Here is a 20839-nt window from a genome sequence, read left to right on the forward strand (position 1 = left end):
CGCTTATTGCCCGGGCGCGTAGACTTTTATGTTTGCGTGCCCGTCGGCTTTCAGGTTCACCGCATGCATTCGGCTCATGGTGCCTCGATCGCAATACAGAAGGTACTGACGGCTACCAGACAAATCCGCGATGCGGCGGCCCAATTCATAAAACGGAATCTGCAGCACCTCGTTACCTGTAAGCTGAAGCGGTGACTGCTCTGCTTCTGCCGGATGGCGAACGTCGATAACCACATCCTCCACCGCCGGAGTTGCCACCAGCTCAACATCTTCAGGCGTGGTGGTCGTTTCCAGCAAGTCAGCCACGGACGTTACCGTGCGTGCCTCTATGGCGCGGGCCAGGACTGCAGGGTCCATGGCGGCTTCGTCTGCCTCTACCCGGCTCAGGTGAGCGCGCGTTGCCGGCTTCTGGGAAATCACACCGCAGTACTCAGGCATGGTGCGGGCGTATGGCTCTGTCCCTATTTCCCGGGCAATATTGATAATGGACTCTTTATCCATCGCAATCAGCGGACGCAGCACGACTTCATCACTGGCCCGGTCGACCACATTCAGGTTGGTCAGGGTCTGGCTTGATACCTGCGCCACTGCATCGCCGGTTACCAGCCCGGTGGCGTTGCTGTGTCGCGAAATGTCGCTGGCGGCCTTAAGCATTTGCCGTTTCAGCACCACTCCCCAGTGCCGGTGTCCAACCGACCTCATAATCTCTTCCACCACACCCTCAAAGGGCACAGAGATAAACCTGGCCCCGTGGGAAGCACCATAACGATCCCACAAATAGTGGACCACCTGACGCACGCCTACCTCGTGAGCCACGCCCCCAAGGTTAAAAAACAGGTAGTGACTGCGCAGACCACGGCGCAGCATCAGATAGGCCGCTACGGACGAGTCGTATCCGCCGGAGACCAGTGTTATCACATTCTCCACACTGCCCAGAGGGTATCCCCCAAGACCGCGATGCCGACGATGTGCAATATGGAACTGCTTATCGCGCACCTCGAGACGCACCTCCACCTCAGGTGAGCGCAGATCAACGCGGGCAGATGCAGCGGATTGCATCAACGCACCACCAACCAGACGCTGAATATCAGCCGAGGTAAAGTCATGCTCCCCATGACGCCTGGCCCGGACAGCAAAGGACTTGCCATCAAGACGGCCTGCATAGGCTGCTACTGTTTTTTCCGCGATATCCTCAAGGCTGACAAGAGGGAATACGGTAATTTCCTGGATGGTCGAAATGCCGGGTATGCGCGAAAGCTCATCGACGGCCATACCCTCAAGCCCCCGGCCTGCGGGTACCTCAACATCGACCCTGTCCCAGCTACCACTTACGACTATATCGCGGTCCAGCCGGGCGAGAAGTTTACGAACATTTTGACGCAGATGGCGCATCTGTTGGCGACGAACGGGCTTACTCTTAATGGCAACTTCCGGGGCAGGACGGATCAGCAGTTTCATAAATGGGTATTTCGTAGAATGGTGTATGATCAGGGAAGCATTTAGTTTACCGGTTTGACGCCCAGGCCTCAAAACCGGGTATTACTGCAACACTCAGGAGCTCAATCGCTTATGTCAGGATCCACCATCAATGCCCTCGTGTCACCGGAAGGCAGCCTGGAAATACTCTCCAATTACGAAGTTAATCTGCTCAAGAACAGAAATGCGGGCGGCTTGTACCGGCTTTTCCGTCAGTGTGCACTGGCCGTTCTGAATACGGGGATTATAACGGATGACTGCCAGGACCTGATGCGGGCCCATCCGGATTTTGATATACACCTGATACCCCAGCCCCGAGGGCTGAAGCTTGAGTTAATCAACGCACCGGCCCATGCGTTTGTGGATAATGAAATGCTCAGAGCAAATCGCGAGCACCTGTTCTCGGTTCTGCGGGACATTATTTATACCCACGCGTCACCCAAGTTTGCACCGCTTCGCAACAGCACCCAGCCTGATGACCTCACCAACACGGTGTTTCACATTTTGCGCAACGCCAGGGCACTCCAGCCCGGCCGCCAGCCGGATCTGATCGTATGCTGGGGTGGCCACTCCATCAGTGATCAGGAATACCAGTACAGTAAAGAGGTTGGCCATCAACTGGGTCTGCGTGAGCTCAGCATATGCACCGGCTGTGGCCCGGGAGCCATGAAGGGCCCGATGAAGGGTGCAACCATAGGACATGCCAAACAACGTGTAAAAAATGGCCGCTATATCGGCATTACAGAGCCAGGCATCATTGGTGCTGAGTCGCCCAACCCTATCGTTAATGAACTGATCATTATGCCGGACATTGAAAAGCGTCTGGAAGCTTTTGTCCGTTGCGGCCACGGCGTGATTGTTTTCCCGGGGGGCGTAGGCACTGCTGAGGAAATTCTCTACCTGCTGGGCATTCTCTTACACCCGGACAACGCCGACCTGCCCTTTCCGGTTGTGTTCACCGGCACACAGGAAAACGCCGAGTATTTCGAAATGATCGACAAGTTCATTCGCAACGCACTCGGAGATAAAGCGGCTGATAAGTACGAAATCATCATTGATGACCCGGTGCGTGTGGCACAAACCATGAAGAAGGGAATGAAACGTGTCGAAACCTTCCGCCGGGCGATGCAGGATGCGTATTATTTCAACTGGGTGCTGAAAATTGATCCGGTATTTCAACTGCCATTCGAGCCCGACCATGAAAACATGCGCGCTCTGGAGTTGCACCGTGATCAGCCAACCCATCTGATTGCCGCTAACCTGAGAAAGGCATTCAGCGGTATTGTGGCAGGAAATGTGAAGGAAGGTGGTATCCGTAAAGTGCAGGAAAGAGGGCCGTTTGAAATTACCGGGGACCCAACGCTTATCAAACCGCTTGAATCCATGCTGGAGCAGTTTGTTGCCCAGAACCGCATGAAACTGCCGGGCACCTCAGCTTACCGTCCCAGCTATCGCATCATCGACACAGCAGCCTGAGCTGCTGTGTCGGAATCACCCTGACTTATTCGCCGTCGGCGGGAAGGCTTGCGAAATAAGCGGCCAGGTTGGCAATGTCCTCATCACTGAGGGCTGCTGCCTGACCCTGCATAATGGCGGCCTGGCCACCCTTGCGCTGGCCGTTTTTGTAAGCTTTCAGGGACGATGCCAGGTACTGCTCGTGCTGACCTGCCAGGTTCGGGTACATTGGAATCTGCGCGATCCCGTTCTGACCATGGCAAGCCGCACAAACCGCTGCTTTTGCCTTGCCGGCTTCCGCATCACCGGCAGCGGAAGCTACTGCAGGTACAGTGGCGCTCAGTGCAAAAAGGCCTGCAACAGCGTAGTGTTTAAGATTCATTATGTTTACCCTCTCAACTTCATTTTAAGTTTGAATAACCGGCAAAATGCACCAGATAAAATCTGGTCGGAACTTATAGCACAGCAGCGCCAGAGCGCAAATGTTATAGATCAAGGCAATCATTTCGACGTAGGCACTGTTTTACTGCTTTTTGAAGACTGAAACAGTACGAACAAATACCTCATTCAAGATTTTTACCGCTCCGGAGACTCTTTTCATGTCTGTAGAGGTTGAGGAACTCCCCTGTCGCGAAGGCCATATAGGCCTGTTGACACTGAATAACCCAGCCGCCCTGAACGCACTCTCTGAGGAGATGATTGTCACCATCAGGAACAGCCTTGAACGCTGGGCTGTCGACGACCGCATCTGCATTATTCTTATTCAGGGAGCCGGAACGAAAAGTTTCTGCGCCGGCGGAGACATACGGGAGTTGTACAACGCCTTAACGGGAACTGCAGACCCCCAGGGCGCTTTCAGTGTGTTCAGGCATGAGTACGAACTGGACTACACGCTGCACAGGTTTCCTAAACCTGTCATTGCTCTGGGGCACGGTATTATCATGGGCGGAGGCTTGGGGCTATTTTCTGCCTGTCGTTACCGTCTGCTGACACCTGGCGCCACCCTGGCCATGCCTGAAGCGTCTATCGGCCTGTTTCCGGATGTGGGTGCCAGCTGGTTTCTGAACCGTTTGCCGGGGCGCCTTGGCCTGTTCATGGGGCTAACCGGCGCCCGCCTGAATGTAACAGACGCACTGCGTGTCGGGCTGGCAGATGCTGCTTTACCGTCAGAAGACAAACAGAGTGTTGTGACGCGATTGCAGAATGAACGCTGGAGCGGACATAAAGCGGCGGATGACAATCGTCTGATTCAACTCCTCAGGCAACTTGAGGTTTCTGACTACCGGACACTGCCAGCCAGCGACCTGGCGCTGCACGAAAGAAACATAGCAAGGCTGTGTGCCGGCACGGACCTTCCTGAAATAGTGGATCAGTTGCTGGCGGCCCGCCTTGAAGGCCAGTGGTGGCAGACCTGCATACAGTCGCTGAAAGGAGGTTGTCCGGTCTCGGCATGGCTGGTCTGGAATCAGCTCAGAAAAGCCCAGCAAATGCCGCTGAAGGATGTGTTCCGAATGGAGCTGGCAATGGTCTGGGAGTGTGTCCGCAGACCTGACCTGACCGAAGGCATCAGAGCCCGGCTGATTGATCGCGACCAGAGTCCGCAATGGTCTTTTGAGCGTATCGAGGATGTGCCTGAAGCCGTTATTGAGGCCCATTTCCTGCCCGTATGGAACGATTACTCTGATCCCATGCAGCTGGAATAATACACAGCCAGGGTACTTTTCAAAATCCGGCCCTGGCTACACTACAGCAAACGGCTCACACCCCGGGCCGTTTTCCATGAAGTCACGAACAACAGCGCGCAACTGATCTTCGCCATTACGCTGGCCTGAGCACAGCCCCTGCGCCTGCATCTCAGACCAGCTCCAGCCCTGCACAACCGCACGACACCAGAGCCCCGCTGCATCCTGAGTACGCAGCCAGCCTGTAAACTCCGGGGTCAGACTGAGACTCCGCAACACCGGCACCATCAGTTTAAAGCCCCGGTGGCCACGTCCAAAGTTCTGTAAATCCCTGATATCTGCACTGTCTGGCCAGCGCTCTTCTGGTTCCCGGGTGGCCAGATCAGAAGTCATACGCAGCAGCAGTTCCGGCTCCAGGTCGCGCCAGTTCAGCGGTACCAGAACCGGCCAGTGCTGCGCCAGTCGCGCTCCCGCCTGCTGAATCAGCTTTATTCCCCGGTTGCTTTGGGCGCGCACCATTTGTAGCGGGTACTCCCCACTGGTTGCCTCCTGCTGTAAACCGATGCGTACAAATGAGAGGCCACACGAGGCCCAGAAAGCGTACAACCCGGGGCTGCCACCAAAGCTGGTGCCGGTAAAATCCAGACCTGTTTCCCCGGCATTGTTGACTGCAGCAGCCACCAGCCGACGACCAATACCAAGGTGTCGCGCCCGGGGCGTTACCGCGATACGGATAATCCTCAGACCACGCTGGCTGGCCGCTTCCGGGAAGCCACTGTGACTGGCCAGGGACTGAGGCAGCAGGTGCCCCCTAACCCTGCGTTTGCCGCTGGCCACCTGTTCTGCCAGCGCCTCATTCAGACCGCCTTCCACAGCCCCCCAGAGAATACCGACCGTCCTTCCGTTTATGGAAGCCCGCCAGCTTCGGGCGGCCGGATCATCCATCCATTGCCTCAGGTCTGCCGGCGTTGTCCGGTAATGAGCCTCTACCAGCAAGCCGAATGCGTCGGATAACTCTGCCTCGGAGGCCTCTCCCGGCCACCAGGGTGCAATCATGACCGCCTCTGCGTCTGCCTGTCGCAACTTCGCAGGGCTGTGGTCAGCCGCAAGCAAGAAAAGTCTGGAGATCAATGGCTCCAATGGGTCCTCAGCGGACCAGCGCACCGGCTGTGAAAGTGTCTGCAACTGCCAATGGGGGGTCGCCTGATCAAGGACTTGTCGGAAACGAATAGCAAACCCGCGCCCGGCCCCTTCATAGCCGTGGACCGTTGAAGCGAACGCAACCCGGGGCCATCCCAGAAGCACCCGCTTCAACAGTGAAACCGGAATCGCGGCTGCCTCGTCCACCAGAACAACTTCTGCCTCCGGCTTTTCCTGAAGCAGATCCCGCACCGGCAGAAACCGCAGCCATGCTCCGGCCACGGTTTCTATGCTGTCATCACTGGCCTGAAATACCTCTTCACCCAGGCTTTCCCGGGCATGCCTGAACAGGGCGTTCACATTATCTCTTGAGGGCGCAGTCACCAGAACTTGCCTGCGCCCCTGTTGTAATAATTGCGCTGCGGCCATGCCCAGCGCTGCGGACTTACCCCGCCCACGATCGGAGGTTACTACCAGCGGCCGGCGCCGGCGCCCCTGTCCAAAGGACACCAGTTTGCGTATCAGTTCTTGCTGGTCCGGGGTTGTGGTCACCGTGAAGGCCGGGGTTGTTCCCGGGCTCTTTGGAAGACTCGGTGCTTCCACCGTGTCCGGCCGGATGCGAACAACAGAAGACGCCTTGGCCAGGATGCCTGCCATGCGTTCAGCAAATGGATGTGCCCGGCCGTGATCAAGCCCGGTTCGCTCATAATCCGGGTCAGCAAAGTGTTTCCATTCATCCAGCGGCGGCATCAGCCAGAATAACAACCCGCCTGCCTTCAGCGTGCCTGCCAGAGCTGCCAGTGCATCCGGAGGGTTGCCACACCAGCCATCCCACACGATCAGAGACGTTTCACGCCCCAGCCACTGCCGGGCCCTGGCCGGCTCAATAGCGGTCAGTCGGTGGTCAGCCACATCGGCTGTTTTCCCGGCCCAGAGTCCACTTGCAAACTCCAGAGACGGCAAGAGTGATCGCAACCACTGTAAGGCCGCCTCCCGCTCGCCTTCCAGCAGCACCAACCGACGCTCACCCCGGGCAGCAAGGCCGACCTGGAACGCGCGCCAGGCATCCGCAGCAGGTGCTGCTATTGCAGGACTCATCAGCTGAGGTCTACGCCATGGGATTTCAGGCTTTCCAGTGTACAGCTTTGCAAAGCGTTCTGATGGGTCGCAAGCAACCGCACTCTGGGTGCGCTGCCGGCTTCATACGCTTCCTGCCAGCGGTCGGCGCACAGGCACCAGCCATCTCCGGCCTTGAGTCCCGGAAAACCGAATGCCGGCACTGGGGTACTGAGGTCATTGCCACGGGCTTTGGAGAACGCCAGAAATTCATCCGTCATCACCACGCAGACCGTATGGGAGCCGTGATCCTCCGGGCCCGTATTACAGCAGCCATCGCGGTAAAACCCGGTTTGTGGATCCGTGCCGCAGGTTTCCAGCTTCTCACCCAGCACATTAATCGGTTCTTCAATTTGCATATCCAGTCTCTCCGGCGTTGGAAGTTAAACGCCCATGTTAACGATACAGGTACCCGCACTGCCAGTTGGCCAGTACAATAGCCTCTATGCCAACCCATACCCCCGACTCCCGTACCCTGGATCTTCCCGGTTTTCTCACCGATGAGCAGCGGGCGATTATTACCGCCGGCTACGAACACTCGGTGATTACTGCCGTCGCCGGCAGTGGTAAAACCTCCACTCTGGCCTGGCGCATTCGCTATCTGTTGCAGCAGGGGCATGATCCCGCGCGCATGCTGGTGCTTATGTTCAACCGCAGTGCCCGGATGGATTTCGGGCGCAAACTGCAAGACGTATGTCACCAGAGCGGGCTGGTGCTGCCGGAAATACGCACTTACCATGCCATGGGGCTGCGTCTGTACAAGCGTTTTGTGAAAGAAGGCTACCTGCCCGGCTTTTCTGAAAACATCCTGACCGAGCAAGAGATCAGCTTCCAGACCTGGCTGTTAACGCGGCGACTGGCACCGGAGGAGCTGGGGGATGAAATCCGGCGCAACAAGAAAGATTTCGTGGAAACCGCCACCGGCTTCATAGACCTGGTAAAGACCACCCTGTCACCGGCAGATGTGGTGTTTGAGGAGCTGGGCTATTCGGAAAAACACCGGTATCTGATTGACCTGTTTCACAGCTTTGAGCAATGGCGCAAAGGGCACAGCCGGATCAGTTTTGCAGACATGCTGTACGAGCCGGTGATGGCGATTCATCAGAATCCGCCCCTGCAGCGACTGGTGGGCAACAAGATGGATCTGATTCTGGTGGATGAATATCAGGACACCAACGAAATTCAGCACCTGCTGCTGCGTTACGTTGCCGGTGACCGTGCCCGGGTGACTGTAGTAGGGGACCCGGACCAGACCATTTATGAATTCCGTGGCGCAAAGCCCGAGTTCATTCTGAAGCGTTTCAGTGATGAGTTTGAAAGCCCGCTGGAACAAACACTGAGCTATACGTTCCGTTACGGCCACCGTGTTGCCCTGCTGGCCAACCACCTGATTTGTCACAACACCGGTCGCAGGGATGTTCTGTGCCACTCCCATCCTTCCACGCCCGCGACCGGGACAACCCTGCACCGAACCGAAAATGACGCCGGCACTGTGTTGCAGATACTGGATCAGGAAACAGACATAGCGCTGTCAGATACCGCCATACTGTTCCGGGTCTGGAGCCAGAGCGTACCCATTGAACTCAGGCTGCTGGCACGGCAAATTCCCTATCGCATTGATGCCGGGAAAGGCGCCCTGTTCAGCCGTGAGGTTCAGGCCATATCAGCCCTGTTGAAAGTGGTGTCCGGCACGCTGGAAAAGCTGCCGGAGGAGGACCGGCTGGACCTGGCCCGGCAACTTTTGCGCTTTCCCCATGTGGGCCTCAAGGAACCGGAGCTGGAGCAGCTGGCACGGTTTCTGTCAGGATTTTCCAGCGGCTGGCATGCGCGCTTGCTGGCACTGGATTTCGGGGCCCTGGCACCTATGGCTGCACGTAAACTGCGTCGGCTGGGCGAGGTACTGGAACAGTTACGCGGATATTCCGGCCCTGCGGCAGGTCTGGTCACGGTTTACGCCGAGCACACAGAACTGTATGAAGGCGTTCGCAGCCTGGCGCTGACCCATGACAGTGCCGAAGAGCGCATAGATACAATTCGCGGCTTCCGTGAATATCTGAAAGGCCTGGATGTTGATGCAACAGGCGCTCTTGAGCACCTTAAAACCCTGCAACACAAGGCCAGAGAGAACACCTCCGACGAAGGCGTACTGCTTTCCACCATACATCGCACCAAGGGGCTGGAGTGGCCAAGGGTTATCATACCCGGGCTGCAGGAAAAGTATCTGCCCCACAGCCCCAGACCCCAGGACGATGCCCGGGCCTCGCTGGAAAGCGAGCGGAGGCTGCTGTATGTCGCCATGACACGCACCCGGAAAACACTGCACCTGATTACCCGACCACAGAGCAGGCAGCCTCACCTGGACGGCGACCAGGGACCCAGCCGGTTTGTCGAAGAATGCTGCTTTAACCTGGCCAGTGAACTCGGCGACTGGCTGGATAAACGGGGGCCGGACTCTGTGGACTCACTGACACTGAAATCCCCGGTAACGCCGGTCAGCCTGCGATACGCCGCACGGGAGGAGGTCACGCTTGAAGGCAAAGCACAGAAGCAAAGCGACCCTGGAACTTCGCCTTTGTGGCATCAGACAACGCTGACACACAGCATTTTTGGTATCGGACGGGTCATTTCCGAAGACGAAACGTCCTTTGAAGTGCACTTTGTCAGCGGTGAAAAAATGCACTTCAGCAAAAAAAGTGCGCACCTGTATTTCAGCCTTCCAGCTCAGTAAAAGACGTGCCAGCACGGTGGGCCTGTGAATCAACACGTACATTTGCTGATGTAACGTTTTTGCTCAATTCTTTGTTTTTTGTAACTGGCTGAATTAAGTTATGTTGTTATGATGCTATCGATTATTTAAATAAATCCACATTTTTCACGAAAATCGAAAAGAAGAGGAGTTCTGCATGAATCTCGTACGCCCAATCGCGGTGGCAGCCATTGCCAGTACCCTGGCCGCCCCGGCGCTGGCTGAGCGCAAGGAAACCGTTTACATCACGCCTTTTGCCGGCTATCAGCTGTTTGATGACGCCCGGGATCTGAGCGAGTCCGGCACCTTCGGTGTAGGCCTGGAATACCGTTTTATGCCTAACTGGGCAATTGAAGCCATGTACTCCAGGGCCGATGCAGACCGTAAATATAAATCCGGTTCTTCTGATTTTGAAGAAATCCGTGTAGATGGCACCTATTACTTTGCCGGCCAGGAAGAAACCTGGAACCCGTATGTCTCTCTGGGTGCCGGCCATGCTGACTTTGGCGTAAACGACTCCAGCGGTGTGCGTACTGCCGGCACCAATCACGATGAAACCCGTGTAAACGTGGGCACAGGTGTGCGTTATAACGTGAACGACTCCATTTCTCTTCGGGGTGACCTGCGTGAGTTCCACGGCATCGATGAAAGCACCTTTGATACCCAGGTATCCCTCGGCATCAGCTTTGCCTTTAACCGCACGGTTGGCAGCAAATCGCCAGCTCCGGCGCCCGAGCCCGCACCCGTCGATAGCGACAATGACGGCGTACCTGATTCCCGTGACCAGTGCCCCGACACTCCTGCCGGCGTAGCCGTTGACAGCACTGGCTGCGAGCTTGATAGCGACAACGACGGTGTTGTAGACAGCCAGGACCAGTGCCCGGACACTGCCGCAGGCGCTGTCGTTGACGAAACCGGCTGCGAAGGTGTTACTGAAACTATCGAGACCTTTACGATTGAAGTTCAGTTCCCCCTCAACAGCGCAGAGATCAGTGACGTTTATGATGCGGAAATTCGCCGTGTTGCAGACTTCCTCAAAGAAAACCCTGAAACGGTTGTAGAAATCGCCGGGCACTCCGACAGCAGCGGTAAAGCAAGCTACAACAAGTCCCTTTCACAGCGCCGTGCAGAAGCTGTGGCCGGCCGCCTGACAGGCCCACTGGGTGTGGATCCGGCCAAAGTAAGCGCTATGGGTTACGGTGAAGAAGAGCCGGTGGCGTCTAACCAGACAGCCGCAGGCCGCGCTGAAAACCGTCGTGTAGAAGCACGTATTCAGGTCAACCGCTAAGCCGGATACAGACCCGAATCTTACGTGATATCAAGAAAGGCGCCGCTCAGGCGCCTTTCTTCTTTACGGCATCCAATAACAGATTTCTGGGCGTCAGTGACCGGGCACAGAACTGACTCAGTTGTACCTGATAGCCCTGTTCTTCTAGAAATACGGCATAATCCAGAACCACCCACAGCTCGAGTGGCCGGCGAAACAGGTGCCGGAGAAGCTCATAACGCCGGACCTCGTCATATCTCTGCCTGCCATAGGAAAGCCAGTAATTGAAATCGGAAACAGCCGGCAGGCCAAGGTGTTTTTTATCCGCCGCCCAATGGCAAAATGCGGGAAAACCCTCCCCAAGCAACCGGGGCGGGTATGAAGGCACTGGCAAATATTCATCAACACCCCGCAGGTCACGCTGCAAACCATCAAAGCCAAGCCGCCACTGGCTTAACACGCGGTTTTGAACTCTGGCCCGGCTGGGCGCGGTAACGGTTTCCCGAACCGCCAGCCGCAGGTCCTGACGCTCAGGCACCAGCCGGTTCGGGTACGCACCGGTACGCTGTGAGAGGGTCTGGTAAGGCCCGGCGAAGGTTTTGTGGTAACAGCAAGGGGAGACACTCAGCCGGGGCAATGCCGCAGCGGCTCCCTGTTTCAGCAAATGCCGGTGAAGGTCGCCACAGGCATGCAGGGCCAGTGCATGGCTATCACCCGGAAGAACAAGGTGATTCGCCATGACATCCTGAGCGTGAATCTGAACGGCATCCTGATAACGCCTGGCAAGCCGATTGCCGTCAGCCACCAGTTCCGGGTTCTTCTCATAACCCACAACGTTATTATGGCTTTGAGCAGCGAGGGTTCGGGATAAATGCCCCTTGCCACAACACCAGTCCAGCATTGATTGCTGCAATGGCTTCAGCGCAGCCACAAAAGCACCGGCCTGCTCTCTTTTTCGCCCTGGCATATCCGTTGCCCTGACTTCAGGCAATGTTGCTGCCATCATCTCGGCAGCTCCCGGAGGTTGCCCGGATACGCTCACCATTTGCGGGTACAGAGCCAGCTCGGGTACATACCGGGACGCAATCTCCGACAACATCACAGGGTCGGCATCCAGCTCGGCACAGTCGGCGTTGGTAAGCCCTTTCAGCCAGTCTGCCAGCTCCGGGTAGTGGCGCGCCCATGCCGGCCGGGGCTCGGTAAACGGGGCTGGTTGCCACACCGCCTGATGCTGAACCAGCCAGTCATTAAGCGCCTGCCACGTTGAGTAGAAGTCTTCAGCGCTCTGGCGCACGCTCACTCCTGATAACGCCCCGGCCGGAAGGCATCCAGGCAAACCGCGGGTTCTTCTCCATCAATGACCTGGGCAATCACATCCGCGCTGCCGGCACAAAAAGTCCAGCCAAAGGTACCGTGCCCCGTGTTGAGGTAAAGATTATGACGTGGGCCGCGGCCAATGATGGCGGGGCCATCCGGCGTCATGGGGCGAAAGCCGGTCCAGGTTTCTGCTGCGCTCAGGTCTGCACAGCCCGGATAGCGGGACTCGACGGATTTGCGAATCGTGGCAATACGGGCGTCGGGAATATCCCGGTTGAAGTCCGCCAGTTCCACAAAGCCGGTAGCACGCAAACGATCACCCAGGCGTGTGGAGACAACTTTATAATTATCATCGTGAATCGTGGAGGCAGGTGCATTATCCGGGTTTCTCAGGGGCACCGTAATGCTGTACCCCTTGATCGGATACACTGGCAGCTTCAGCCCCAAAGGCCGGACCAGCTCCGGCGACCAGCAGCCCGCGCTGACCACAAAAGCATCCGCGGCCAGGGTTTCCTGCTGGCCGCTTTCATTGCGCAAAACAACCGATTCCACCAAATCGGCTCCGGCGATCAGCCGCTCTGCCTGAACGTTATAGCGAAAACGCACCCCCTTGTCCTCGCAAGCTCTGGCGAGTTCCCGGGTAAACAGATGGCAATCGCCGGTGCCGTCGGTATCATAACTCAGGGCACCGCATAGCGGCCCGCCCCGCGCCATCCCCGGCTCTGCTTCATACACTTGTTCTGGTGTCAGCAGCCTCGACTCAATTCCCATCTCAGTGAGCACCCGGTGGGTCCGCCTGTGCTCTTCCAGCTCATCGGGTGTGCTGGCAAGGTGCAGAAGCCCCCGGTGGTCACCGTCAAACTTCAGTTGCAATTCATCTTCCAGCTTCAGAAAACGATTGCGGGAATGAACACCCAGGCGGAGCATGGCTCGCTTGTTAAAGCCAAACAGGCCGGGCGACCAGGCGTAACGCAGCGTCAGAAACATGAAGCGAATCGCATCAAGAGAAGGCGGTACCCGCAGTTTCAGAGGCCCGTCCTGCTTAACCAGCCAGGGCAGCGCCTTGAAAACCATACTTGGGTCAGCCCAGGGGTAGACAACACCATAGGAGCGTTGGGCCGCGTTACCTTTACTGGTTTCGCTGCCAGCCATGTCCAGGCGCTCAAGCACCGTCACCTGATGCCCTCGACGCCTCAGTTCCCAGGCCGTAGTGACCCCTACAACACCTCCCCCAATAACAACAACGTGCATCTGCACCTCCATAGCGGATCAGACCTGCGCAATGCTCAGCATCGGGAAACCCCTTACTGGTCACTGTAGGCCAACAAGGAGACAACTGGTAAACTTGAGCACCTGAAGTCGAAAAGCCGTGATTAAACAATTTGCCCGTAACGGAGCCTAGCACCTGTTCATGAGTAAAAAACGTCGCGAGATTCCCGTATTCAATCATCCGATTATCGAAACTCACTGTCACCTGGATTACCTCAGGGACCGCCCCCTGGAAGACACTCTGGAGCAGACTCAACGCGTTAATATCGAACGGGTTATTACAATCGCTGTGGCCCCGGACAACCTGGCACGGGTACGTGAACTCAGTGCTCTGGCACCCTGGATTTACGGAACCCAGGGCATTCACCCCCATGAAGCGGAAAGCTACAGCGATGCCGTAGAAACGGAAATCCGCCGCCATGCCCGTGACGAGAAAATCGTGGCGGTGGGTGAAATCGGGCTGGACTATTTCTACGACAATTCCGACCGCAGCGTCCAGCGTGAGGTTTTCCGCCGCCAGCTTCAGGTTGCCTGCGACACTGACCGACCCGTGGTTATTCACAGCCGCGATGCAGATGACGACACCATTGCCATACTCAAAGAGTTTGAGCAATCTCTGACGCGCCGTGGCGTTATCCACAGCTTCACTTCAGGTCCGGGGCTTGCAGAGTATGCTCTGGGGCAAGGCTGGAACCTTGGCTTTAACGGCATTACCACCTTTAACAAAGCAGAGAACGTGCGGGACATAGTTCGCATGACGCCCATCAGCCAGATCCTTCTGGAAACGGACGCGCCCTTTCTTACCCCTGTCCCCTACCGCGGTCGGGAAAACGCTCCGTTTTATCTGCCCTTCATTGCTGAACACATTGCGACCGTGAAGGAGCTGCCACTGGAAGACGTCATTATCCAGACCTACCAGAACAGTCTGGAAACATTTTTCCCGGCAGCGTGAACCAGTGCTCTAGCCCAGGGACAGGAACACGCCCATCAGTACCGGCGACAGAAATGACAGCAAAAAGCCCGAGGCTATGGCTACGGGGACGCAACTGAGGCCACCGTTGCTACGAATAACCGGCAGTGTGAAGTCCATGGACGTCGCCCCGCCATAGCCAATCGCCATGGCGGGGCTGCTGCCAATAACCAGCGGAATGATTGCCAGGGCGATGATCTCACGCATGACATCGTTCAGAAACGCGACACCACCCCATGCCGGCCCCAGGGCATCCCCGATGACAATCCCCGAAAGCGAATACCAGCCAAACCCTGACGCCAGAGCAAGCACATCATGCCAGGGCAGCCCCAGCACCGGGATCAGTAACATCCCGGCCAGCAAAGAACTGGCTACAAGCGTTAGTGCAATCCAGAGCCCTTGAGTATTGGTCAGCAGCTTGCGCAGCGACAGTCCGGCATTTCGCAACTGCAGGCCAATAAGAAACAACAGCAGCATCAGCGACCCGGTTGCAATCTGATCCACCAGAGGCATTCGGGGTAGCAGGAAGTAACCTGCCAACAACCCGGCCAGCAATGCCAGTAGCGGTTTCAGTGCGGCCATGAACAAGCGCATATAACCGGTACTGCCGGTGCTCTCATCCCATTGTTCGGGTGTCATGGGTTGCCAGCGGTGCAGTAGCCACAAGCCCACCATATTCGCTACAAAAAGCGCAACCGTGAGAGCTGTCATCTGCCCGGCCATGGTCCCGAGGTGGTCGGTCAGTCCTTCCATCTGCCCCAGCCCAAGCCCCAGCAAAGCCAGAATGAAGTAAACCAGTCCCTGAACCGTATAATGAATAGCTGTCATCAACCGGCGGTTCTCAAGGGACAGGGCGAAACCCAGAAACAGCGGGGCAAGGATCAATAAGGCACCGGTGAACATCAATGCACCGAGGGGTCTGAACGGTCCTGTACAAGCACCCAGGGCGCCACAACCACGGCCCAGAGTTCAGCATCGCGATCGTACCAGGCCCGGGCGATATCAGGTGATACCTCCCCTACCTCTCCTGATGTAAGCCACTGCTCAAAGAGCACCCGGTTATCCGTGGTTAGCTCCGCAGCCACATCCAGTAAATCCAGCGTTTTCCCGACCCGCACAACCTGTCCCCGGGCAAAGTAGGTCTGCAGCTCATGCCAGCGTATGCGGGATGTTTCCAGGTTGAGCCTGGCTTTTATTTCGTCGGTATCAGAAGAGGATGACATAAAGACCTGTTGTAAAAGTGATAATGTAACCCGGCGCAAGCTTAACTGATTGCACAGGTTTTATTCCAGATATCCCTTATCTGATCCGCCAGGGTAAGGGGGTCAAAGGGTTTGGGAATAACAGCCACCGCACCTTGTGCAAGGTAGCTCTCAATTTCGGCATCCTGAACCTTTGCTGTCATAAACACCACAGGGGTTGATGCGTAGCCCGGTAAACGGCGGATAGCCTTCAATGTGGAAGGACCATCCATACCCGGCATCATAACATCGAGAATAATCAGCTGAGGCTGACATTCATCTATCTTTTCCAGAGCTTGCTGTCCCGACTCACAGGCTGTCAGTCCGAATCCGCCTATGTTTTCCAGAGCCAGTTCGGCGACCGTTCGAATATCCGGTTCGTCTTCAACCATCATAATCCGCTTAAGGTGATTATTCTGCACTACCCGCCCCTTTATGCCCCTCAATACCCAGCCTTCGCAACAATGTGTGGCACTCCGGACTGTCCCCCCGCCCCGACACCTGCAACGCCGAAGCTCGCATAATCAGCTTGGAACGGCTGACCTCATCCCGGCTCAGGAAATACACAGCACCAATCAACTCCCGGAGGTCCAACGGCAGACGCCACTGCACTTTAATCCGGTTACCCAGTCTTTCCGCCCAGTTGGTGATTGCCGTATCAATACATTCCGGCTCGGACGGTGCACCGCCCTGACTATAATGGTTCTGCAAAACCTTCAGCGTTGCCAGCTCTCCTGCCCGGCTCAGCAAGCCGGCTGTATAATAAGGCGCCGGCGTGTCCCCCAGTCGGCGGGCCAGGCTGCTTGCTGTCTCTGCAACACGTAACGCCTGCTGTGTTTCATCCCGGGCACGCTCCGCCAACTGCGGGCAGGCAAGCTTGCCTGCAATATCCAGTGATAACGCCAGTGCCTGGTTTAATGCCATTGCAATACCAATCACATGTATTGCTTCTCTGAGTGTCTTAACGGGTGTGCCTGAGCGGCGAAAGGAGGCGCTGTTCGCTGCATTCAGCATTTTGGCGCTCAGGGCCGGCTGCGACTTCCAGTTCTCTGCAAGGGTTATTGCATCAAGCCCGTCACGTTTCTGCATAAGCGCCAGAACGTCGCTGGTATCGATCTCACCCGGCAGCTGAATTGCAGAATTACAGGCGGCCTCCATTCTCTCTTCCAGGTTTTTTACAGTCTGGCCTAAAGCGACATGGTCGGGCACTATTTCAGTCAGTCTTCGATGCAACTCATCTACCCGGAACGGCTTACTGATGTAGCCACTGATTCCAAGGTGCGCGGCGGCCAGAATAGAGTCGCGGTCTGTACGTCCGCTGATTACCAACACAGGTATATCACTACCGGTTTCCCGGACAGCACGAATCATCTCCAGCCCTGATCCATCCGGCAGGTTCCAATCAGCAATAACCAGGTCTGCCTGCCGTACCTGCCAGTTATCAAGCGCAAGCTGCAATAATGTAAACCGCTTTGTGCTGGCGCCCGGCAAGGCGCTCGCGACAACTGTCTCCAGAAGGTCACCTACCAGCTCATCATCTTCCAGTATCAGTACATACATTCTGGAACTCTCTGCTTACCGTTAAAATTCAAGACTACACTGCGGTGGCGACTGTAATACCATCACGCCCAGCGCGTTTACGCTGATAAAGCGCCCGGTCTGCTGCTTCAATGGCCTGCTCACCGGATTCATAGGTGTTCAGCGCTGCAACACCCGCACTGAACGTTACGGAAAACTCGCTGCCATCACCGGTGAACGCCAATCGGGAAAAATCCTGGCTCAGGGTTTCAAGCACACCAACGGCTTTATCCAGTTCACACTCGGGTAAAACCACCACAAACTCTTCACCACCGTAACGGCCAATAATATCCGTATTACGCAACCGGTGACGCAAGAGATTAGAGAGCGCCTTGATAACCATATCGCCCGTCTGATGGCCATAGGTATCGTTGATCTGTTTGAAGTTATCCAGGTCCAGCATGGCTACCGCAGAGCTGTGGCCGTTACGAACACAGCGCGCGTATTCACGATTAAGCTCGGTTTTTGCAAACGCATGCTTCAACAGGCCGGTAAGACCATCGAGTGCGACCAGTTTACCGAGTTGCCGGGCGCGATAGCAGCGTATTCTTGCGGTGCGCAATAAAAACTCATCTGCTACCGGCTTGGTTACAAAATCATCACCGCCACGGGCCAGCACATCAAACTGACGATTCTGGTCTTCTTCTGAAGACAGGAAAATGATCGGTAGACTGAGCCACTCAGACTGGAAACGAAGCATTCTGGCGAGTGTAGGACCGTCGTACGGCCCCATTTGCACATCCATTAACAATATATCCGGCCGAAACTCAGACAGTGCAGCTAGCAAAGAAGCCGGATCATCCAGAGCCTGAACCTGTAAACCGCCACTGGTAAGAACCACACGGTAATGTTCCAGCAGTTCGCGATCATCGTCCACAATCATGACGCGACCGGTCAGCGTTGTCGGCCCTTCAGATAAAAGTTGCTCCACCCGATCCGCAAGAACCGGAATATCATGGGGCTCATCGATACAAGCATCAACGCCCAGACTTGCCAGGTGGTAACGGGTGGTAAACTCATACGCATTACTGAAGCAGATAACCAGAATGCCGTGTAACTCAGTCAACCAGCGCGCCATTTTGTTCTGCAAAAGCGAGTCCCGGATCATAATCAGGTCAACACCGTGCAGGATATCCGGCCTCGGCTCGTCAGCACTCAGTGAGCGCACCTGATAACCATACAACGCCAGCCCTCGTAGTATCTGTCGAGTCAGGTGCGGATCCGGCTCCATAAGTAACAAAACCGGCGGATTTCCTGCCCGGGCCGGCCTGGGCTGGTGCCATTTTGCCGAAACAGGCTCAGCTTCTTCTACAAAATGGCCAAGACCGGCCAGATCGCTTTCAAAGCCTCTTTTCAGTAATTGCTGAAACTGCAACCGAACATGCTCATTGTCGGCATCGGCCGTTACCTGGTCAGCGAGAGGTTTTATCGCCATCTCAAGCTTGCGTGCCTGCGCACCCAGACGTGCAAAGCCAAAAGTACCCGCTGAGCCTGCCAGCCTGTGCAACTGCTGGTAAATATTAACCAGCTTGCCAATGGCTTCAGAGCCCTGAGATACACCCAAAACACTGGCGACCAGATCATCAATTTCGCGTATCGTTTTGTCCTGAAAACGGTAACGCAGAATTTCCAGTCTTTTTTGCACTTCAGATGAAGAGCTTTGGGGCATACGCTCCCTTGCTGATTATCGCGCACAAACGCTGTGAATTTTGCTTTAACGACTGTCGAATACAAAAACCTACGGCCTAAAGCCAGACAGGAGCCTAACTTTGAGCCAGTTATCACTGAGTACCCGCCTTGCCATCATTATCTTTCTTGGCAGTTTTATCGCTGTGGGCTCTATTATCTACACGGCCTACGATGCTCTGTTGGAAGACTTCCTGGCTAACCTGTCTGCACAACAGGCCCAGGAAACCGCCCATATCTCCAGCCTGGTCAGCCAGGACCTGCAGCATCGAACCAATACGCTGGCCCAGTTTGCTGACCTGCTGAAGAGTGAGGACAAGCTGCTGCCTCCCGGACAACTGACCAAACTTCTGAAAAAGCAGGAAGCTTTGGCAGAACTTTTTCCTCACAGCCTGAGCGTATTATCTCCCGATGCTACCTTAATTGCCGAAAACATTTATGTTCCAGGCAGGGTCGGCACCCATTATGGTAACCGCCCCCACTGGAAAGAAGCCATTAAAACTCAACGTCCGGTTATAAGTCGTCCCATTATCGGTATGCCAAGCCAGGTGCCATTGCTGATTTTTATTGTTCCGATTACGGACACTGCAGGAGAACTGCTCGGTTTTCTCAGCGGGACCCTGAAAATGAACCAGTCATTTCTGATTCCCGAGCATTTTCGGAATGATGCCAGTAGTGACGCGATATTTTTAGTCGTCGACACGGACAACTTTTTGTTTGTAGAAGGTTCCGGGCACGATGGAATGATTGCCAGCCTGCCTGATCCCGGTGAAAACCTGCTAATTGACGCGGCGTTATCCGGGGTCCGGTTTGGAGAGGTTAGCACAGCCTCTGGGAAGACACTGATCTACGCGACGAACCATCTGCAACGTCTGGGCTGGCTATTTATACGTGCGGTTCCCAAGTCTCTTGCAACAGCCCCGGCTAAACAGGCGTTCACTCGTTTTTTCCTGATCACTCTGGGGCTTACTCTGACGATACTGCTCCTAACATACCTCGCCCTCAGGTCAACAACCGCCTCCCTGACCCAAATCACACGCCGTATAGATTCCATGACCCGAAAACCTGAATCTTCGCGGCGTTTAAAGGAAGAAGGCGCTCCGGAAGTGCGTGATCTGGCCCGGGCATTCAACCAATTGATGAATGAACGGGATGCCTACAGCCAGCTAAAAGATAATTTTATTTCCAATGTAAGTCATGAGCTGCGGACGCCTTTAACCTCAGTAAACGGCGCCCTGCGCCTGTTGCAGGCCGGAGCAGCCGGAGAGCTTCCCGAGCGCGCCCGGGATATAACCACACTGGCTCTGCGCAACGGTGAGCGCCTCCAACGGCTTATTGGGGACTTGCTCGACTTTAACAAGCTCGCCAGCGGCAGGATGCGCTTGAGCTTTCATCCTGTAGACCTGCAGGGCTTTCTCATGGAGATTGTTGACAGCAATCAGGCAATGGCCCGGGAATCCGGCATCACCCTGGCTGCCGATAATATCCCGGCAGCAAGTCTGAACACTGACGGCCACAGATTACGGCAGATTATTGATAACTTCGTCAGCAATGCCATCAAATTTTCACCCCCGGAGGGGCAGGTCACGATTCACACTGAGTATGCGAACCATGACAAAGTACGCATTGTGGTCAGTGACCAGGGCGCAGGAGTGCCAGATACGTTCAAACATGAAATCTTTGAACGCTTCGCTCAGGCTGAAACTGGCACCGATCGGGCACACACAGGTACCGGACTGGGCCTGGCAATCAGTCGCCGTCTCGCTGAACTTCTGGAAAGCACCGTGGGATATTATAACGATGCGGGAGCTCACTTCTGGGTTGAGGTGCCTGTAGACACAAAAAAACCGGCGGCCGTTAAACGGCCGCCGGTTTTTGAGTCAGCACGCTGACTGG

Annotated in this window: 17 protein-coding genes; 6 read left to right on the forward strand and 11 right to left on the reverse strand. The window is 55.8% G+C overall.

Going from position 1 to position 20839, the window contains the following annotated elements; genetic code table 11:
* Window positions 1-3: 3 nt before the first annotated feature.
* Window positions 4-1458 (reverse strand): tRNA uracil 4-sulfurtransferase ThiI, encoded by a 1455-nt coding sequence (gene thiI / locus FFI95_RS02065; protein ID WP_144820684.1) that lies wholly within the window; start codon window positions 1456-1458, stop codon window positions 4-6.
* A 111-nt stretch (window positions 1459-1569) separates the two neighbouring features.
* Between thiI and ppnN the strand changes: the two genes are divergently transcribed.
* A complete protein-coding gene (gene ppnN, locus FFI95_RS02070) occupies window positions 1570-2952 on the forward strand; it encodes a nucleotide 5'-monophosphate nucleosidase PpnN (RefSeq protein WP_144820685.1) in 1383 nt (460 codons plus the stop codon).
* A 25-nt stretch (window positions 2953-2977) separates the two neighbouring features.
* Here the strand turns inward: ppnN and FFI95_RS02075 are convergent, their stop codons facing one another.
* Window positions 2978-3313: a c-type cytochrome gene (locus FFI95_RS02075; RefSeq protein WP_144820686.1), complete on the reverse strand. Its 336-nt coding sequence runs from the start codon at window positions 3311-3313 to the stop codon at window positions 2978-2980.
* Between the two features lie 217 nt (window positions 3314-3530).
* On the opposite strand from FFI95_RS02075, the gene FFI95_RS02080 reads away from it, so the two are divergent.
* Window positions 3531-4634 (forward strand): enoyl-CoA hydratase/isomerase family protein, encoded by a 1104-nt coding sequence (locus tag FFI95_RS02080; protein ID WP_144820687.1) that lies wholly within the window; start codon window positions 3531-3533, stop codon window positions 4632-4634.
* Between the two features lie 36 nt (window positions 4635-4670).
* On the opposite strand, the gene FFI95_RS02085 is transcribed toward FFI95_RS02080, so the two are convergent.
* Both FFI95_RS02085 and FFI95_RS02090 read right to left on the reverse strand, forming a co-directional pair.
* Window positions 4671-6851, reverse strand: coding sequence for a tRNA(Met) cytidine acetyltransferase TmcA (locus FFI95_RS02085; RefSeq protein ID WP_144820688.1), 2181 nt, complete (start codon window positions 6849-6851; stop codon window positions 4671-4673).
* Window positions 6851-7228 carry a DUF2237 family protein gene (locus tag FFI95_RS02090; RefSeq protein WP_144820689.1) on the reverse strand — a complete coding sequence of 126 codons (378 nt, stop codon included), beginning with the start codon at window positions 7226-7228 and terminating at the stop codon, window positions 6851-6853. Before FFI95_RS02090 ends, FFI95_RS02085 begins: the two co-directional genes overlap by 1 nt.
* A gap of 86 nt (window positions 7229-7314) precedes the next feature.
* On the opposite strand from FFI95_RS02090, the gene FFI95_RS02095 reads away from it, so the two are divergent.
* Window positions 7315-9597, forward strand: a complete 2283-nt coding sequence (locus tag FFI95_RS02095) for an ATP-dependent helicase (RefSeq protein WP_144821418.1) — start codon at window positions 7315-7317, stop codon at window positions 9595-9597.
* Window positions 9598-9772: 175 nt separating this feature from the next.
* Window positions 9773-10903, forward strand: a complete 1131-nt coding sequence (locus FFI95_RS02100) for an OmpA family protein (protein ID WP_144820690.1) — start codon at window positions 9773-9775, stop codon at window positions 10901-10903.
* A gap of 46 nt (window positions 10904-10949) precedes the next feature.
* Here FFI95_RS02100 and FFI95_RS02105 read toward each other — a convergent pair whose 3' ends face one another.
* Window positions 10950-12176, reverse strand: coding sequence for a methyltransferase (locus FFI95_RS02105; protein ID WP_246069338.1), 1227 nt, complete (start codon window positions 12174-12176; stop codon window positions 10950-10952).
* 2 nt (window positions 12177-12178) lie between these two features.
* Complete coding sequence (locus FFI95_RS02110; protein ID WP_144820692.1) at window positions 12179-13450, reverse strand: D-amino acid dehydrogenase; 1272 nt, start codon at window positions 13448-13450, stop codon at window positions 12179-12181.
* A gap of 160 nt (window positions 13451-13610) precedes the next feature.
* Between FFI95_RS02110 and FFI95_RS02115 the strand changes: the two genes are divergently transcribed.
* Complete coding sequence (locus FFI95_RS02115) at window positions 13611-14420, forward strand: TatD family hydrolase (protein ID WP_144820693.1); 810 nt, start codon at window positions 13611-13613, stop codon at window positions 14418-14420.
* Between the two features lie 9 nt (window positions 14421-14429).
* On the opposite strand, the gene FFI95_RS02120 is transcribed toward FFI95_RS02115, so the two are convergent.
* The 5 genes from FFI95_RS02120 to FFI95_RS02140 are packed head-to-tail and all read right to left on the reverse strand — an operon-like array spanning window position 14430 to window position 18926.
* Complete coding sequence (locus FFI95_RS02120; RefSeq protein ID WP_144820694.1) at window positions 14430-15341, reverse strand: LysO family transporter; 912 nt, start codon at window positions 15339-15341, stop codon at window positions 14430-14432.
* Complete coding sequence (locus FFI95_RS02125) at window positions 15341-15661, reverse strand: DUF2288 domain-containing protein (protein WP_144820695.1); 321 nt, start codon at window positions 15659-15661, stop codon at window positions 15341-15343. Before FFI95_RS02125 ends, FFI95_RS02120 begins: the two co-directional genes overlap by 1 nt.
* Before the next feature lie 41 nt (window positions 15662-15702).
* A complete protein-coding gene (locus FFI95_RS02130; RefSeq protein WP_144821419.1) occupies window positions 15703-16074 on the reverse strand; it encodes a response regulator in 372 nt (123 codons plus the stop codon).
* A gap of 16 nt (window positions 16075-16090) precedes the next feature.
* Window positions 16091-17239, reverse strand: coding sequence for an HDOD domain-containing protein (locus FFI95_RS02135; protein ID WP_144820696.1), 1149 nt, complete (start codon window positions 17237-17239; stop codon window positions 16091-16093).
* A gap of 34 nt (window positions 17240-17273) precedes the next feature.
* The gene (locus FFI95_RS02140; RefSeq protein ID WP_144820697.1) at window positions 17274-18926 is read right to left on the reverse strand and encodes a diguanylate cyclase; all 1653 of its coding nucleotides are present in this window, start codon (window positions 18924-18926) and stop codon (window positions 17274-17276) included.
* A 100-nt stretch (window positions 18927-19026) separates the two neighbouring features.
* Between FFI95_RS02140 and FFI95_RS02145 the strand changes: the two genes are divergently transcribed.
* On the forward strand, window positions 19027-20835 hold the full coding sequence (locus tag FFI95_RS02145) for a sensor histidine kinase (protein WP_144820698.1): 1809 nt from the start codon (window positions 19027-19029) through the stop codon (window positions 20833-20835).
* Window positions 20836-20839 lie beyond the last annotated feature (4 nt).

The sequence above is a fragment of the Marinobacter piscis genome (assembly GCF_007671655.1).
GTDB classification, from domain to species: Bacteria; Pseudomonadota; Gammaproteobacteria; order Pseudomonadales; family Oleiphilaceae; genus Marinobacter; species Marinobacter piscensis.

Bases quoted from the DNA above. Each gene is read 5' to 3' on its own strand.
- thiI (WP_144820684.1), bottom strand. From the start codon at position 1,458: ATGAAACTGCTGATCCGTCCTGCCCCGGAAGTTGCCATTAAGAGTAAG.
- ppnN (WP_144820685.1), top strand. From the start codon at position 1,570: ATGTCAGGATCCACCATCAATGCCCTCGTGTCACCGGAAGGCAGCCTG.
- FFI95_RS02075 (WP_144820686.1), bottom strand. From the start codon at position 3,313: ATGAATCTTAAACACTACGCTGTTGCAGGCCTTTTTGCACTGAGCGCC.
- FFI95_RS02080 (WP_144820687.1), top strand. From the start codon at position 3,531: ATGTCTGTAGAGGTTGAGGAACTCCCCTGTCGCGAAGGCCATATAGGC.
- FFI95_RS02085 (WP_144820688.1), bottom strand. From the start codon at position 6,851: ATGAGTCCTGCAATAGCAGCACCTGCTGCGGATGCCTGGCGCGCGTTC.
- FFI95_RS02090 (WP_144820689.1), bottom strand. From the start codon at position 7,228: ATGCAAATTGAAGAACCGATTAATGTGCTGGGTGAGAAGCTGGAAACC.
- FFI95_RS02095 (WP_144821418.1), top strand. From the start codon at position 7,315: ATGCCAACCCATACCCCCGACTCCCGTACCCTGGATCTTCCCGGTTTT.
- FFI95_RS02100 (WP_144820690.1), top strand. From the start codon at position 9,773: ATGAATCTCGTACGCCCAATCGCGGTGGCAGCCATTGCCAGTACCCTG.
- FFI95_RS02110 (WP_144820692.1), bottom strand. From the start codon at position 13,450: ATGCACGTTGTTGTTATTGGGGGAGGTGTTGTAGGGGTCACTACGGCC.
- FFI95_RS02115 (WP_144820693.1), top strand. From the start codon at position 13,611: ATGAGTAAAAAACGTCGCGAGATTCCCGTATTCAATCATCCGATTATC.
- FFI95_RS02120 (WP_144820694.1), bottom strand. From the start codon at position 15,341: ATGTTCACCGGTGCCTTATTGATCCTTGCCCCGCTGTTTCTGGGTTTC.
- FFI95_RS02125 (WP_144820695.1), bottom strand. From the start codon at position 15,661: ATGTCATCCTCTTCTGATACCGACGAAATAAAAGCCAGGCTCAACCTG.
- FFI95_RS02130 (WP_144821419.1), bottom strand. From the start codon at position 16,074: ATGATGGTTGAAGACGAACCGGATATTCGAACGGTCGCCGAACTGGCT.
- FFI95_RS02135 (WP_144820696.1), bottom strand. From the start codon at position 17,239: ATGTATGTACTGATACTGGAAGATGATGAGCTGGTAGGTGACCTTCTG.
- FFI95_RS02140 (WP_144820697.1), bottom strand. From the start codon at position 18,926: ATGCCCCAAAGCTCTTCATCTGAAGTGCAAAAAAGACTGGAAATTCTG.